At 60.5% G+C, this 16127-nt stretch carries 10 protein-coding genes and 1 tRNA gene; 10 read left to right on the top strand and 1 reads right to left on the bottom strand.

From position 1 onward, the window contains the following. Positions 1-36: 36 nt before the first annotated feature. A complete protein-coding gene (gene plsY, locus A7K61_RS08490; protein WP_032895027.1) occupies positions 37-606 on the top strand; it encodes a glycerol-3-phosphate 1-O-acyltransferase PlsY in 570 nt (189 codons plus the stop codon). A gap of 31 nt (positions 607-637) precedes the next feature. Here the strand turns inward: plsY and tsaD are convergent, their stop codons facing one another. After that, positions 638-1663, bottom strand: a complete 1026-nt coding sequence (gene tsaD / locus A7K61_RS08495; RefSeq protein ID WP_069557404.1) for a tRNA (adenosine(37)-N6)-threonylcarbamoyltransferase complex transferase subunit TsaD — start codon at positions 1661-1663, stop codon at positions 638-640. A 203-nt stretch (positions 1664-1866) separates the two neighbouring features. Here tsaD and rpsU point away from each other — a divergent pair, with 203 nt between their 5' ends. From rpsU to pqqF, 9 genes are all read left to right on the top strand, one after another. Beyond that, positions 1867-2082 (top strand): 30S ribosomal protein S21, encoded by a 216-nt coding sequence (gene rpsU, locus A7K61_RS31095; RefSeq protein WP_002551877.1) that lies wholly within the window; start codon positions 1867-1869, stop codon positions 2080-2082. A 442-nt stretch (positions 2083-2524) separates the two neighbouring features. Next, positions 2525-4495, top strand: a complete 1971-nt coding sequence (dnaG, locus tag A7K61_RS08505; protein ID WP_032895025.1) for a DNA primase — start codon at positions 2525-2527, stop codon at positions 4493-4495. 67 nt (positions 4496-4562) lie between these two features. Further along, positions 4563-6410, top strand: coding sequence for an RNA polymerase sigma factor RpoD (gene rpoD, locus A7K61_RS08510; RefSeq protein ID WP_003194751.1), 1848 nt, complete (start codon positions 4563-4565; stop codon positions 6408-6410). 135 nt (positions 6411-6545) lie between these two features. Further along, positions 6546-10289 (top strand): bifunctional diguanylate cyclase/phosphodiesterase, encoded by a 3744-nt coding sequence (locus A7K61_RS08515; protein ID WP_069557405.1) that lies wholly within the window; start codon positions 6546-6548, stop codon positions 10287-10289. Between the two features lie 15 nt (positions 10290-10304). Next, positions 10305-10381, top strand: a tRNA-Ile gene (locus tag A7K61_RS08520). A 112-nt stretch (positions 10382-10493) separates the two neighbouring features. Then, positions 10494-10940 carry an Lrp/AsnC family transcriptional regulator gene (locus A7K61_RS08525; RefSeq protein WP_003194755.1) on the top strand — a complete coding sequence of 149 codons (447 nt, stop codon included), beginning with the start codon at positions 10494-10496 and terminating at the stop codon, positions 10938-10940. A 147-nt stretch (positions 10941-11087) separates the two neighbouring features. Then, positions 11088-12791 carry an NAD(P)/FAD-dependent oxidoreductase gene (locus A7K61_RS08530; protein WP_069557406.1) on the top strand — a complete coding sequence of 568 codons (1704 nt, stop codon included), beginning with the start codon at positions 11088-11090 and terminating at the stop codon, positions 12789-12791. A gap of 10 nt (positions 12792-12801) precedes the next feature. Beyond that, the gene (locus tag A7K61_RS08535) at positions 12802-13596 is read left to right on the top strand and encodes a carbon-nitrogen hydrolase family protein (protein ID WP_047711926.1); all 795 of its coding nucleotides are present in this window, start codon (positions 12802-12804) and stop codon (positions 13594-13596) included. Between the two features lie 48 nt (positions 13597-13644). Beyond that, positions 13645-16014, top strand: coding sequence for a pyrroloquinoline quinone biosynthesis protein PqqF (gene pqqF, locus A7K61_RS08540; RefSeq protein ID WP_083263066.1), 2370 nt, complete (start codon positions 13645-13647; stop codon positions 16012-16014). The last annotated feature ends 113 nt before the right edge of the window (positions 16015-16127 follow it).

A 16127-nucleotide genomic window follows, 5' to 3' on the forward strand; every position in this document is an offset into this window, starting at 1 on the left:
GTTAGAATCAGGGCGTCCTCGCCCGGAATAGTTAGCATGTTTTGGTCACTGGCGATTTTCGCCTACCTGCTCGGCTCGCTGTCCTTCGCCATTTTGCTCAGCCGCTTGACGGGAAATCCCGACCCGCGAATGAGTGGCTCAGGCAATGCCGGCGCCACCAATATGTTGCGCCTGGCCGGCAAGAAACTCGCCGTCCTGACCTTGCTGGGCGACCTGTGCAAGGGCCTGCTGCCCGTGCTGATCGCCAGCCTCGTCGGCCTTAGCTTGCAACAGCAAGCCTGGGTGGGCCTATGTGCCGTCTTGGGCCACCTGTTCCCGTTGTACTTCCGCTTTCGCGGCGGCAAGGGCGTCGCCACGGCGGCCGGCATGCTGCTGGGCATTTACCCCCCTGCGGCGTTACTGGCCATGCTCGCCTGGCTACTGACGTTCTACCTGACCCGCACCAGCTCGCTGGCCGCGCTGATTGCTACGCCGCTGACCCTGCCGCTGCTGGCCTGGCAGGAACCGCAAGCACTGGTGCCGATGAGCGTACTGACATTGCTGATCGTCTGGCGCCACCGCGGCAATCTACGCGACCTGTTTGCCGGGCGCGAACGGCATTTTTAAATACCCCGCCTGGGCCCGGCGCCCTTGAACCTTACAACGGCGGCAATTGCTCCATCGGCCAGCGCGCCTGCACGCTGATCGCCAGGCTTTCGTGCTGCCCGACCTGCAAACGCTGGCAACCGGCGTAGGCGATCATCGCACCGTTGTCAGTGCAGAACTCAGGGCGTGCGTAGAACACATTGCCATTCATGTCGCCGAGCATCTTTTCCAGGGAACTGCGCAACGCCTTGTTGGCACTGACGCCACCTGCGATCACCAGCCGCTTCATGCCCGCCTGTTTCAGGGCGCGCTTGCACTTGATGGTCAAAGTCTCCACCACAGCCTGCTGGAACGCCAGCGCGATGTCGCAACGGGCTTGTTGGCCGTCGTCCCCGGCGCTGACGCTCTGCTGCCAGGTGTTCAAGGCAGAGGTTTTCAAGCCGCTGAAACTGAACATCAAGCCAGGACGATCACACATCGGCCGCGGGAAGGTGTAGCGACCGGCAACGCCGTTCTCAGCCAGGCGAGCGATTTCCGGACCGCCAGGATAATTAAGCCCCATCATCTTCGCGGTTTTGTCGAACGCTTCGCCGGCAGCATCGTCCAGCGACTCGCCCAACAGCGTGTATTGGCCGATCCCATCCACCTGAACCAGCTGCGTATGCCCCCCCGAAACCAACAAAGCGACGAACGGGAACTCTGGCGGTGTTTTTTCCAGCATGGGCGCCAATAAATGGCCTTCCATATGGTGCACGCCGAGGGCAGGAATGCCCCAGGCAAAGGCCAGCGCCTGGGCGCAAGAGGCCCCAACCAGCAGGGCTCCGACCAATCCGGGCCCTGCCGTGTAGGCGATGGCATCGATCTCGGTTGCCACACAGCCGGCCTCATCCAGCACTTGGCGGATCAGCGGCAGCATGCGCTTGACGTGATCGCGGCTGGCAAGCTCCGGCACCACGCCGCCATAGGCGCGATGCAGGTCGATCTGACTGAACAGTGCATCGGCCAAAAGCCCGCGTTCACTGTCGTATAGTGCGACTCCGGTTTCGTCGCAGGAGGTTTCAAGTCCCAGTACTAGCATGGGTTTGCGCCTTGTAGAGGCTGAATTCGAAGGCGCGCATAATAGTCGCCACTCCCCCTCCCGACTAGCGGTTTTCGATCAGAGGCTTTGCATTCCGGGCAATGAGGGGTTAACATCCGCAACCCTTAAAAACCGACGACCTCAGCCGCGAATTTTTTGCGACGAGAACGTTGATTCCCGGTAATGAAAGAAGGTAGCTCTGGATGCCAGCCGTCAAAGTAAAAGAGAACGAACCCTTCGACGTAGCTCTGCGTCGTTTCAAGCGCTCCTGCGAAAAAGCCGGTGTTCTGGCTGAAGTTCGTAGCCGCGAATTTTATGAGAAGCCAACTTCTGAGCGTAAGCGCAAAGCAGCAGCCGCTGTTAAGCGTCACGCTAAGAAAGTTCAGCGCGAACAGCGCCGCGCCGTTCGTCTGTACTAATACACAGACGTTCGTAGCAAGCTTCTGCCAAGCCCGGCCCTCAGCCGGGCTGTTGGCATTTGCGGATATCGCTTGATGCTTCACCGTCGACGCCGCACACGCGACCGAGACACTGCTTCACACGTCAGGGCTGGCTCTTTTGCCAGCGGTGCACGTCTCTTCTGACGAGCCTAACAAGGCTACTGACGAGCACACCTATTCTTCAAACAGACGATCAACCGTGTCGGCTGTGCCCATTGATGCGTTTCCGAGGCCGCCATTGGCCAAGACCGGACGCCCGGGCAACATTTCCATGCCGAAGACTGATCAGAAACTACCCTCAGTGAATATTCGGCAGATACACTTCCTGATGACCCATGCAGACGATGATGATCAAGCACGCCATACGTGCGCTTGAACACGTCACGGGCCCTCATTTACACGCAGTGATGACGAGAACGCCATGGCCGGGCTGATTCCCCAGAGCTTTATTGACGACCTTCTGAACCGCACCGACATCGTCGATGTTGTCAGCTCACGCGTACAGCTGAAAAAAGCCGGCAAAAACTACACCGCCTGCTGCCCGTTCCATAAAGAAAAAACCCCATCGTTCAGCGTCAGCCCCGACAAACAGTTTTATTACTGCTTCGGTTGCGGCGCAGGCGGGAACGCCCTGGGCTTCCTGATGGACCACGACAACCTGGACTTCCCCCAGGCTGTCGAGGACCTGGCGAAAGCCGCCGGCATGGAAGTGCCCCGCGAAGAAAGTGGTCGCCCGCACAAACCCCGGCAACCCACCGATTCGCCGCTGTACCCGCTACTGACCGCCGCTGCCGACTTTTACCGCCAGGCACTCAAGAGCCATCCGCAGCGCAAGGCCGCTGTCGATTACCTCAAAGGGCGCGGCCTCACCGGCGAAATCGCTCGGGATTTTGGTCTCGGCTTCGCCCCGCCGGGCTGGGACAACCTGTATAAGCACCTGAGCAGCGACACCCTCCAGCAAAAGGCCATGATCGATGCCGGCCTGCTGGTGGAAAACGCCGAGACCGGCAAGCGCTATGACCGCTTCCGCGACCGCGTGATGTTCCCGATACGCGACAGCCGTGGCCGTATCATCGCCTTTGGCGGCCGCGTGCTCGGGGACGACAAGCCCAAGTACCTGAACTCTCCGGAGACCCCGGTGTTCCACAAGGGCCAGGAACTCTACGGCCTGTTCGAAGCGCGCAAGAACAACCGCAACCTCGACGAGATCATCGTGGTTGAAGGCTATATGGACGTGATCGCCCTCGCCCAACAAGGCCTGCGCAACGCGGTCGCCACCCTCGGCACCGCCACCAGCGAAGAACATTTGAAGCGCCTGTTTCGCGTCGTGCCCAGCGTGCTGTTTTGCTTCGACGGCGACCAGGCTGGCCGCAACGCCGCCTGGCGCGCGCTCGAAGCCACGCTGTCGAGCCTGCAGGATGGGCGTCGCGCTCGCTTCCTGTTCCTGCCCGAAGGCGAAGACCCGGACACCCTGGTGCGTTCGGAAGGTACCGACGCGTTCCGCGCACGCATCAATCAACATGCGCAGCCGCTGGCGGATTATTTTTTTCAGCAACTGACCGAAGAGGCCGACCCGCGCTCCCTCGAAGGCAAGGCCCATATGGCCACCCTCGCGGCGCCCCTGATCGATAAAGTCCCGGGCGCCAACTTGCGCACACTGATGCGTCAGCGCCTGCTGGAGATCACCGGTTTGAGCGGCGAAGCCGTAAGCCAGCTGGTGCACAGCGCCCCGCAGGATGCGCCGCCAGCCTACGACCCCGGCATGGATTACGACGCCATGCCGGACTACGCTGACTTTCATCAACCTCAGGAGGCCTTCGCGCCCCAGCAGGAATGGACGCCGAAGAAGCCGGGCGCCGGCGGCAAGAAGTGGGACAAAAAGCCCTGGAGCAAAAACGGCAAACGCGGTGATCGCGATGAAGCCTACGCGCCACGCACACCCGTAGCGGTGGAAGCCCCCACACTGATTGCACTGCGCACACTGATTCACCACCCGCAATTGGCCGGCAAGGTTGAAAGTGCCGACCACTTTGCCAACGAGAGCAACACCTACGCTCAGGTGCTTATCGCACTGATCGAAGCCGTGCAGAAAAACCCTAAGCTAAACTCAATTCAGTTGATGGCTCGCTGGCATGGCACGGAACAGGGCCGTTTATTGCGGGCACTGGCGGAAAAGGAGTGGCTAATTGACGGCGACAACCTTGAACAACAGTTTTTAGACACCATTAATAGGTTATCCGCGGGTCAACACACTCAGACCCTCGATGAACTTATCAAGAGAGCGAGGCAGCCGGGATTATCGGCTGAAGAGCAAATTCAGATAGCAAAACAGATGCGCGACCTCTTAAAACAGAATGTTTACGCATCAAACCCGACCTCAGCTGGCGTGTGAGGTCATAGCTCGGGTATAATCCTCGGCTTGTTTTTTGCCCGCCAAGACCTTCAGTGGATAGGGTGTTATGTCCGGAAAAGCGCAACAGCAGTCTCGTATCAAAGAGTTGATACTTCTTGGTCGTGAGCAGGGTTACCTGACTTACGCGGAGGTCAACGACCACCTGCCTGAGGATATTTCAGATCCTGAGCAGGTGGAAGACATCATCCGCATGATTAACGACATGGGGATCAACGTATTCGAAGTCGCGCCAGATAAGGATTCCCTTATGCTGGCCGACGCTGATACCGACGAGGCCGCCGCTGAGGAAGCTGCTGCCGCGCTGGCTGCAGTAGAGACCGATATCGGCCGCACGACAGACCCGGTGCGCATGTATATGCGCGAAATGGGTACCGTCGAGCTGCTGACACGCGAAGGCGAAATCGAAATCGCCAAGCGTATCGAAGAGGGCATCCGTGAAGTGATGGGCGCTATTGCGCACTTCCCTGGCACGGTTGACCACATTCTCTCCGAGTACACCCGCGTCACCACCGAAGGTGGCCGCCTGTCCGACGTCCTGAGCGGTTATATCGACCCGGACGACGGCATTGCGCCGCCTGCCGCCGAAGTGCCGCCGCCTGTTGATGCGAAAGCCGCAAAAGCGGACGACGACACCGACGACGACGAAGCTGAAAGCAGCGACGACGAAGAAGAAGCCGAAAGCGGTCCAGACCCGGTTATCGCTGCCCAGCGCTTCGGTGCGGTTTCCGATCAAATGGAAATCACCCGCAAGGCCCTGAAAAAGCACGGTCGTGGCAACAAGCAGGCGATTGCCGAGCTGGTGGCCCTGGCTGAGCTGTTCATGCCGATCAAGCTGGTGCCCAAGCAGTTCGAAGGCCTGGTTGAGCGTGTTCGCAGTGCCCTTGAGCGCCTGCGTGCCCAAGAGCGTGCGATCATGCAGCTCTGTGTGCGTGATGCGCGCATGCCGCGTACCGATTTCCTGCGCCAGTTCCCGGGCAACGAAGTTGACGAAAGCTGGAGCGACGCACTGGCCAAGGGCAAGGCGAAATACGCCGAAGCCATCGGCCGCCTGCAGCCCGATATCATCCGTTGCCAGCAGAAGCTGACCGCGCTTGAGACCGAAACTGGCCTGACGATTGCGGAAATCAAAGACATCAACCGTCGCATGTCGATCGGTGAGGCCAAGGCCCGCCGCGCGAAGAAAGAGATGGTTGAAGCGAACTTGCGTCTGGTGATCTCCATCGCCAAGAAGTACACCAACCGTGGCCTGCAATTCCTTGATCTGATCCAGGAAGGCAACATCGGCTTGATGAAGGCGGTGGACAAGTTCGAATACCGTCGCGGCTACAAGTTCTCGACTTATGCCACCTGGTGGATCCGTCAGGCGATCACTCGCTCGATCGCCGACCAGGCCCGCACCATCCGTATTCCGGTGCACATGATCGAGACCATCAACAAGCTCAACCGTATTTCCCGGCAGATGTTGCAGGAAATGGGTCGCGAACCGACCCCGGAAGAGCTGGGCGAACGCATGGAAATGCCTGAGGATAAAATCCGTAAGGTATTGAAGATCGCTAAAGAGCCGATCTCCATGGAAACGCCGATTGGTGATGACGAAGACTCCCATCTGGGTGACTTCATCGAAGACTCGACCATGCAGTCGCCAATCGATGTCGCCACTGTTGAGAGCTTGAAAGAAGCGACTCGCGACGTACTGTCCGGCCTCACTGCCCGTGAAGCCAAGGTACTGCGCATGCGTTTCGGCATCGACATGAATACCGACCACACCCTTGAGGAAGTCGGTAAGCAGTTTGACGTGACCCGCGAGCGGATCCGCCAGATCGAAGCCAAGGCGCTGCGCAAGTTGCGCCACCCGACGCGAAGCGAGCATCTGCGCTCCTTCCTCGACGAGTGATACCAGAACCCCCGGCCCAGGCCGGGGGTTTTGCTTTCTACCGACCGCTTTCCACAGATTTACTGCCCCGCATCACCCCGCCCCCGCAATGCCCGTCTACACTCGAGACATTCCCCGTGCCATAACGAGACCGTTATGCCCAGATTGCCGACCGTGATACTGCTGTCGCTGCTGACCTGGACCGCAACGGCTGGCGCGTTGACTCTTACGGATGATGAGCGTAGCTGGTTGGCGGACCATCAGGAGCTGCGCCTCGGCGTGGACGCGTCCTGGCCCCCGTTTGAATATCGTGATGAAAATGGCCGATATCAGGGCCTGGCTGCCGATTACGTACGCCTACTCCAGGACCGTCTGGGCGTTCGAATCAAACTGATCGAACCCGTTAACTGGACCGCGGTGCTTGAACAAGCCCGCAATAATCAGCTCGACCTGCTGCCTGGCATCATGTCCACCCCCGAACGCCAGAATTTCCTGGCCTTCACACGCCCCTATCTCGACTTTCCCATCGTCATCCTGGCCCATGAAGGCGGCGCGAAACCACGCAGCCTCAAGGATTTGTACGGGCTGAAAATTGCCGTGGTGGAAAACTACGCGCCCCATGAACTGCTGCGTACCCACCATCCGGACCTGAATCTGGTGGCGATGCCCAACGTCAGTTCGACGCTGCAAGCCCTGGCCACCGATGAAGTGGATGCCGTAGTCGGCGACCTGGCCTCCAGCGTCTGGAGCCTGCGCCAACTCAAGCTCGACGGCCTGTACGTCAGCGGCGAAACGCCCTACCGCTACCAACTGGCAATGGGCGTGCCGCGGGATGAAAAAATCCTGGTGGGCATCCTGGACAAAGTCCTCGCCGACCTCAGCTCAGCCGAAACTGATGCGATCCAGCAACACTGGGTCGGTAGTTTCACCGATCACCGCACCTTCTGGGCTGACCTGCTCACGTACGGCCTGCCAGCGGTGCTGCTATTGAGTACGGTGCTGGCAATCGTCATTCGGATCAATCGCCGGCTCAGCTCGGAAATTTCCCGCCGGGTCGCCCTTGAGCAAGAACTGCGAAGCAGCGAGTACCACTATCGCGGCCTGGTGGAGAGCTTGTCCGCCATCGCCTGGGAAGCAAGCATCAGCGATTTCACCTACAGCTACGTGTCACCCCATGCCGAAGACCTGCTCGGCTATCCCCGCGCTCATTGGCTGATTCCAGGTTTCTGGCGCAACATCATCCACCCCGCCGACCTGACTCGCGCCGAGGCCTATTGCTATCGGGAAACCCGTGCAAACCGCGATCACAGTATTGATTACCGAGTCATCACCGCTGATGGCCGCTGCCTGTGGGTACGTGACATTGTCAGCCTGATCGAACACGGCCATGAGCCGGTGCTGCGCGGCCTGATGATCGACATCAGCGAAGCCAAGCGCACCGAAGAAGCCCTGCAACTGTCCGAGCAGAAATTTGCCTCGGTGTTTCAGCAGTGCCCCGACATTCTGGTGATTGCCCGGTTGTCTGATGGCTGCCTGCTGGAGGTCAACAAGGCATTCGAGGACCAGATTGGCCTGCGCGCCGACGAGGTGGTGGGCAAAACCGCCCCCGACCTGAATATATGGGGCATTCAAGGGGGCGGCCCGGATTTGCTGCAACGAGTACAGACCACCAGCATCCGCAACCTGGAAATGCCCTTTCTGCGCAGCAATGGCCAGGCCTTTACCGGGCTGATCTCAGCCGAGCCGTTCCAACTCGACACCACCGAAGCCTTGGTGGTGGTGGTGCGGGACATCACCCAGCTCAAGGAAACCCAACAGCGACTGCAAACCTCCGAAGAAAAGTTCGCCAAAGCCTTCCATGCCTCCCCAGATGGCTTGCTGCTGAGCCGCCAGAGCGACGGCCTGCTGATCGAAGTAAACGAGGGTTTCAGCCACCTGACCGGCTTCACCAGCGCCTCTTCACTCGACCAATCAGCCCTGGACCTGGGCATCTGGGTCGACCTCAACGAACGCAAGCACATGCTCGAATTGATGCAGCGCGACGGTTTTGTCCGCGATTTCATCTGCCATATCCGTCGTGCCGACGGCCAGATTCGCCTGTGCGAAGTGTCCAGCCGCCCGCTGCCGATTGGCGACGAAGATTGCATGCTGACCATCGCCCGGGACATCACCGAACGCCAGTTAATGCAGGAAAAACTGCAGCAGGCCGCCACGGTGTTCGAAAGCACCGCCGAAGGCGTCTTGATCACCGACACACGGCAGAACATCAGCGCCGTCAACCGCGCCTTCACTGAGATAACCGGCTATAGCGAGGGTGAAGCCCTTGGTCATACCCCGCGTCTGCTTGCCTCCGGCCTGCATGACAGCGCGTTCTATGCGGCGATGTGGCACCGGTTGACGACCCATGGCCACTGGCAAGGCGAAATCTCCAACCGCCGCAAGAACGGCGAGGTGTATCCGAGTTGGCTGACCATCAGCGCCGTGCGTAACCGCGAACAATTGGTCACGCACTTCGTTGCCGTGTTCGCCGACATCTCCAGCCTCAAGCTGGCCCAGGCACGCCTCGACTATCAGGCCCACCACGACCCATTGACCGGCCTGCCCAATCGCACGCTGTTCGAAAACCGGCTGCAAGCCGCCCTCAACGGCCAGCAGGAAAGTGGCAAGCAGGGCGCGGTGCTGTTTCTCGACCTCGACCGATTCAAACACATCAACGACAGCCTCGGTCACCCGGTCGGCGACCTGCTGCTCAAAGACATCGCCGTACGCCTCAAGGAGCAGTTGCGGGACGTGGACACCGTTGCTCGCTTGGGCGGCGACGAATTCATCATCCTGCTGCCCGGTTTGCAACAGGCCAGCGACGCCCAGCACTTGGCGAACAAATTGCTCGACTGCTTTACCCCGCCCTTCCAGGCCGGCGAGCATGAGTTCTTTATCAGCGCCAGTATCGGCACCAGCCTGTATCCACAGGACGGCACCGACGTGGCGACCCTGGTCAAAAATGCCGACGCCGCAATGTATCGCTCCAAAGCCAAGGGGCGTAACCGGGTCGAGCGCTATACCCGCGACCTGACTGCCCAAGCCAATGAACGCGTAGCGCTGGAGCACGAACTGCGCCGCGCCATCGAACGTGAAGAGTTGAGTCTGTATTACCAACCCAAACGCAGCCTGATCACCCAACAACTGATCGGCGCCGAAGCCTTGATCCGCTGGCATCACCCGACGCTGGGCGAGGTCCCGCCCGAGCACTTTATCGCCCTGGCCGAAGAGAACGGCACGATCCTGCAAATCGGCGACTGGGTACTGGAACAGGCCTGCCGACAACTGCACGCCTGGCAAGCGGCTTTCGAGGACTTCGGCCCCCTGTCGGTCAACCTCGCAGGCGCGCAACTGCGTCACCCCAACCTGCTGTCACGTATAGAACAACTGCTGCGCGATTACCGCCTCGAACCCGGCTGCCTGCAACTGGAAATCACCGAAAACTTCATCATGAGCCAAGCCGAAGAAGCGCTCGCGGTATTGCACCAACTCAAGCGCCTGGGCGTACAGCTGGCGATCGACGATTTCGGCACCGGCTACTCGTCCCTCAGCTACCTCAAACGCCTGCCCCTGGACTTCCTCAAGATCGACCAATCCTTCGTCCGCGGCTTGCCCGACGACCCTCACGATGCAGCCATCGTGCGCGCCATCATCGCCCTGGGCCACAGCATGCAATTCACCATCATCGCCGAAGGCGTGGAAACCCCGGCGCAACAAGCATTCCTCGCAAGCGAGGGGTGTGAACAGATGCAAGGCTACATCGTCAGCCTGCCCCTGCCGCCGGAGCTTTTTGCCGCCAGCTTCCTTCGTACACGGCATGAGGATTTTTCGGATGGCACAGTGAACAAACCATCGTTATAATCCGCGACCTACTGAGGGCCTATAGCTCAGTTGGTTAGAGCAGGGGACTCATAATCCCTTGGTCGTAGGTTCGAGTCCTACTGGGCCCACCACACAAGAAAGCCGCGCATTGCGCGGCTTTTGCGTATCTGGCCGAGTGATTTTTTCCGCAGGGCCAAGCCTGTAACATGCCTGCTCACTGCCCTCTCGCACTGGAGCTCCCCCTTGCCCGCCCTAGACGAAATCGACCGCCAACTGATCGCCGCCCTGCAGCTCAACGCCCGTGAAAGCGTGGCCATGCTCGCTCGGCAGTTGGGCATCGCGCGTACCACCGTCACGTCGCGTCTGGCACGCCTGGAGAAAACCCAGGTCATCACCGGTTACGGCGTGCGCCTGGGCCAGCGCGTTGCGGATGGTGGGTTGCAGGCTTATGTGGGCATTACCGTGCAACCACGCTCAGGCAAAGAGGTGTTGCGCAGGCTGAGCGCCATGGCGCAAGTGCAGCAGTTGTGCGCGGTGAGTGGGGAGTTCGATTACGTGGCGTGGCTGCGCACCGATTCGCCGGAGCAACTGGACCAATTGCTGGACCAGATCGGCAGTGTCGACGGCGTGGAGAAAACCACCACCTCGATCATCCTCAGTAACAAACTGGATCGCGGACAACCAATCTGATCGCGATTCTCGTCATATTGACTAAAACTAATGCAATACGACGACACATTGCGTCTTATTAACGAGCGCAACGCTCCCTAAACTGGCTGCCATCTTTTCCTATACTCAACGGGCCCTCCTCCCGCCGAGCCGTCAGTAAGGTCAGCCATGAGCATTCCGTCCAGCACCCTCAGCAAGCCTAATCGCCACCCGGGCGACGGCAAGAAACCCATCACTATCTTCGGCCCGGATTTCCCGTTTGCCTTTGATGACTGGATCGAACACCCCGCCGGGCTGGGCAGTATTCCTACGGTTAATCACGGCGCCGAAGTGGCAATTGTGGGAGCCGGGATCGCGGGCCTGGTTGCGGCCTACGAGCTGATGAAGCTCGGGCTCAAGCCAGTGGTGTATGAAGCCTCGAAGATGGGTGGCCGCTTGCGCTCGCAGGCCTTTGAAGGCGCCGAAGGCATCATCGCCGAGCTGGGCGGCATGCGGTTCCCGGTGTCGTCCACGGCGTTCTACCATTACGTGGACAAACTGGGACTGGAGACCAAGCCCTTTCCCAACCCGCTGACGCCGGCGTCCGGCAGCACTGTGATCGATCTGGAAGGCCAGACTCACTACGCGCAAAAACTCGCCGACTTGCCTGCTCTGTTCCAGGAAGTGGCCGATGCCTGGGCCGACGCTCTGGAAGCCGGTTCACAGTTCGGCGATATCCAGCAGGCGATCCGCGACCGCGACGTGCCGCGGCTCAAGGAGCTGTGGAACAAGCTCGTGCCGCTGTGGGATGACCGTACCTTCTACGACTTCGTCGCCACCTCCAAAGCCTTCGCCAAATTGTCGTTCCACCACCGCGAGGTGTTTGGCCAGGTCGGTTTCGGTACCGGCGGCTGGGACTCTGACTTCCCCAACTCCATGCTGGAAATCTTCCGTGTGGTGATGACCAACTGCGATGATCATCAACACCTGATCGTCGGTGGCGTGGCCCAAGTGCCCATGGGCATCTGGCGCCATGTGCCGGAACGCTGCGCTCACTGGCCGGCCGGTACCAGCCTGAGCTCGCTGCATAGAGGTGCGCCACGGGCCGGCGTGAAGCGCATCGCCCACGCCGCCGATGGCCGTTTCGCCGTTACCGACAACTACGGCGACACCCGCGAATACGCGGCGGTGCTGACCACCTGCCAAAGCTGGCTGCTGACCACCCAGATCGAATGCGATGAAACCCTGTTCTCACAAAAAATGTGGATGGCCCTGGATCGTACTCGCTACATGCAGTCCTCGAAAACCTTCGTGATGGTTGACCGCCCATTCTGGAAAGACAAAGACCCACAAACCGGTCGCGACCTGATGAGCATGACCCTCACCGACCGCCTGACCCGTGGCACCTACCTGTTCGATAACGGCGACGACAAGCCGGGGGTGATCTGCCTGTCCTACTCGTGGATGAGCGACGCGCTGAAGATGCTGCCCCAGCCTATCGACAAGCGGGTGAAACTGGCCCTCGATGCACTGAAGAAGATCTACCCCAAAGTCGACATCAAGGCGCGCATCATCGGCGACCCGATCACCGTATCCTGGGAGGCCGATCCGCATTTCCTCGGGGCTTTCAAAGGCGCCTTGCCCGGCCACTATCGCTACAACCAGCGGATGTATGCGCACTTCATGCAAAAGGATATGCCTGCCGAACAACGCGGGATCTTCATCGCCGGTGATGATGTATCGTGGACGCCTGCCTGGGTCGAAGGCGCGGTACAAACCTCGCTCAACGCGGTGTGGGGGATCATGAACCACTTCGGAGGCAGCACCCACCCGCAGAACCCAGGCCCGGGCGACGTGTTCGATGAAATAGGGCCCATCGCCCTGGCAGAATAAGGAGTTGAGCATGCGTGTCGCCTTGTACCAATGCCCGCCACTGCCGCTGGATGTGGCCGCTAACCTGCAGCGCCTGCACCGGTTGGCCCACGAGGCACACGGCGCCGATGTGCTGGTGCTGCCAGAGATGTTCCTCAGCGGCTATAACATTGGCGCCGAAGCCGTTGGCGCACTGGCCGAGGCACAGGATGGGCCGTCGGCGCAGGCAATTGCCGAACTGGCGCAAGGTGCCGGGCTGGCGATTCTGTATGGCTACCCGGAGCGGGCCGAGGACGGCCAGATCTACAACGCCGTGCAGTTGATCGACGCCCACGGCAAGCGCCTGTGCAACTACCGTAAGACCCACCTGTTTGGCGATCTTGATCACTCGATGTTCAGCGCCGGCCCCGATGATTTCCCGGTGGTGGAATTGAACGGGTGGAAGGTGGGCATGCTGATTTGCTACGACCTGGAGTTTCCGGAAAACACCCGGCGCCTGGCCCTGGCCGGTGCCGAACTGATCCTGGTGCCCACCGCCAATATGGTGCCGTTCGACTTTGTTGCCGACGTCACCGTACGGGCGCGCGCCTTTGAAAACCAATGTTTCGTGGCCTATGCCAACTACTGCGGGCACGAAGGCGAGATTCACTACTGCGGGCAAAGCAGCATTGCCGCGCCGGACGGCCAGCGAATTGCCCAGGCCGGCCTGGATGAAGCCTTGATCGTCGGCACCCTGGAGCGCCAATCGATATTCGACGCCCGAGCCGCCAACCACTACCTGCAAGACCGTCGCGCCGAACTCTACGGTGCACTGCACAAGCCCTGACCCATTGGGTTTGCTAGCATAGGCACTTCCCACGCCTCGGAAGTGCCCATGCCTGCGCCGGTTCACCCTCATCCCGTTCACCTGACCCTCGCCAATGGCCTGCGGGTTTGCCTGCGCCATGCGCCACGCTTGAAGCGCTGCGCCGCCGTTTTACAGGTGGCTGCCGGCAGCCATGACGTGCCATTGGCCTGGCCTGGGCTGGCGCATTTTCTTGAGCACTTGGTGTTTCTCGGTACAGAGCGTTTTCCAGCCGGCGAAGGGCTGATGGCCTACGTGCAGCGCCACGGTGGGCAGGTCAACGCCAGCACCCGTGAGCGCACCACCGAGTTCTTCTTTGAACTGCCGGTGCCGGTTTTTGCAGACGGGCTGGCGCGTTTGGCGGATATGCTGGCTCACCCGCGCCTGGCCCTCGACGATCAACAACGTGAACGCGAAGTGCTGGAGGCGGAGTTCATCGCCTGGTCCCAGGATGCCAAGGCCCAACAGCAAGTGACGCTGCTGCAAGGCTTGGCGGCGGATCATCCCCTGCGCGGTTTTCATGCCGGCAACCGCGACAGCCTGCCGGTGGAAAGCGACGACTTTCAGCATGCCTTGCGAGGGTTCCACGCACGCTTTTATCAAAGCGGACAGATGACCTTGAGCCTCGCCGGTCCACAATCGCTGGCCGACCTGCAGGCCATAGCCCAGCAGTTCAGTGACCAACTGACACCCGGGCCATTGCACCCGCAGGCCGCTCCACCGGCCTTGATGCAAGGCTCGGCACGCCGCTATCAACACGTCGCCGACCAACACCTGCATCAAGTCATTACCTGTAACGCGCCTCGGGAAGCGCTGGCGTTCCTCTGCACCTGGCTCAACGCCTCGGCCCCCGGCGGGCTGTTCGCCGAACTGCAAGCACAACGACTGGCCATCGCGCTGCAGGCGTCCGTGCTGTACCAGTTTGCGGATCAAGCCGTGCTGGATATCCACTTCACTCTCGGCAGCGAGCGCGAACCGGCCACGCAGATCGAAGAGTTACTGCACGACTGGCTGAGTTTCTTCGCACACAGCGACTGGACAGCGTTACGCGAAGAATTCGCCTTGCTCAATGCTCGCCAGCAACAGGTCCAAGGCGCCCTGGCCTTGGCGCGCAACGACGCCCACGACCTATCGGAACAAGGCGCCGCTGCCCTCAAGGCCATGCTCGATTCACTGCACCTGCCCGCCTCCCGGCACCCTTGGCAACTGCCGCCTAACAATCCTTTGCTTCGTGCGCCCGCCAAGGAAGAACGCGCCGGCCTGATTCGCGGCCAAACCAGCGCCCATCGTGGCTTGCGTACCTTTGCCCAGGATCGCTCACGGGGCCGACGGGAGCTGTCGGCGCTGACCTTCAGCCAGGCGTTGACGGATGACACGGACGAAGGTGCGCTGTACCTGCACTGGCGGTTTGACTCGGCGGTACCCACCGGGCTGGAAAGCCTCTTGCGGCCGTTGTGCGAACAGGCACGGCAGGCGGGCGTCGAGTTGTCTTGCGAAACGATCGCCACTGACTGGCAGGTGAAGATGTACGGCCTCCACGACCCCATGCCGGCGGTGCTCGAAGCGTTGGCGCGGTGCCTGAGTGGCTCGGATGAACCGTCGCCCGCTCCCGCGCCGATGATCGCCATCCGGGAACTGCTCAAGGCGTTGCCTGCTTGCTGTGCCGGTGTTCAACCCGAGCCTCAGGGGACGACAGCGTCCTGGGCCACAGCACGCTGGCAGGGGCTGGTCACAGGCTTGCCCGCCACCTGTGAAGCGGCGATCAAAGCCGCAGCGGCCCGGTTGCCTGGGCAACCGGCAACTCTGCCTTTCACACCTCAGGCCCTTGACGGACAAAAGCGCTGGCACGCAGTCAACACCGAATCCAGCGAGGCGGCGCTACTGCTATTTTGCCCAGCACCGACGCGATCTCTCGCCGATGAAGCCAACTGGCGCTTGCTCGCGCATGTGCTCCAGGGGCCGTTCTACCAGCGCCTGAGAGTCGAACTGCAAATCGGCTACGCCGTGTTCAGCGGCATCCGACCAATCAACGGCCAAACCGGCCTGCTGTTTGGGGTGCAATCGCCCAGCACTTCCCTGGACGGCATCGTCGAACAGTTGCAGGCCTTCCTGAGGCAACTGCCGTCGTTGATCGAGCGCTGCCCCGACTTGGGTAACCAGGCCCTCGCGCAGCAGTTCTCGGCCCAGACGCTGCCCATCAACGAAGCTGCCGAGTTGCTCTGGCATGCGCACCTGGCAGGTCATTCGTCGGGTTATCTGGATCAGCTTCAACAGTTGATTCAACAGCGCACACGCGAGGATGTGCAGCACGCCGCGCACCAACTCAATGACGCAGCAGGCGGCTGGCGCTGCGTGGCCAACGGACCGCGTATCAACGACGACTGGCAAGCAGCGCCGTGATCATTGCCAACCCTGCAACAGGCTTTCTCCACCGAGACAGCGCTAACTTGAATAAAATTGCGTAACATTGCGCAGCAATATCTGAACATCTCCAATGGGAGGTGGACTATATG

This window comes from Pseudomonas sp. AP42 (assembly GCF_001728935.1).
Classification (GTDB): Bacteria; Pseudomonadota; Gammaproteobacteria; order Pseudomonadales; family Pseudomonadaceae; genus Aquipseudomonas; species Aquipseudomonas lactis.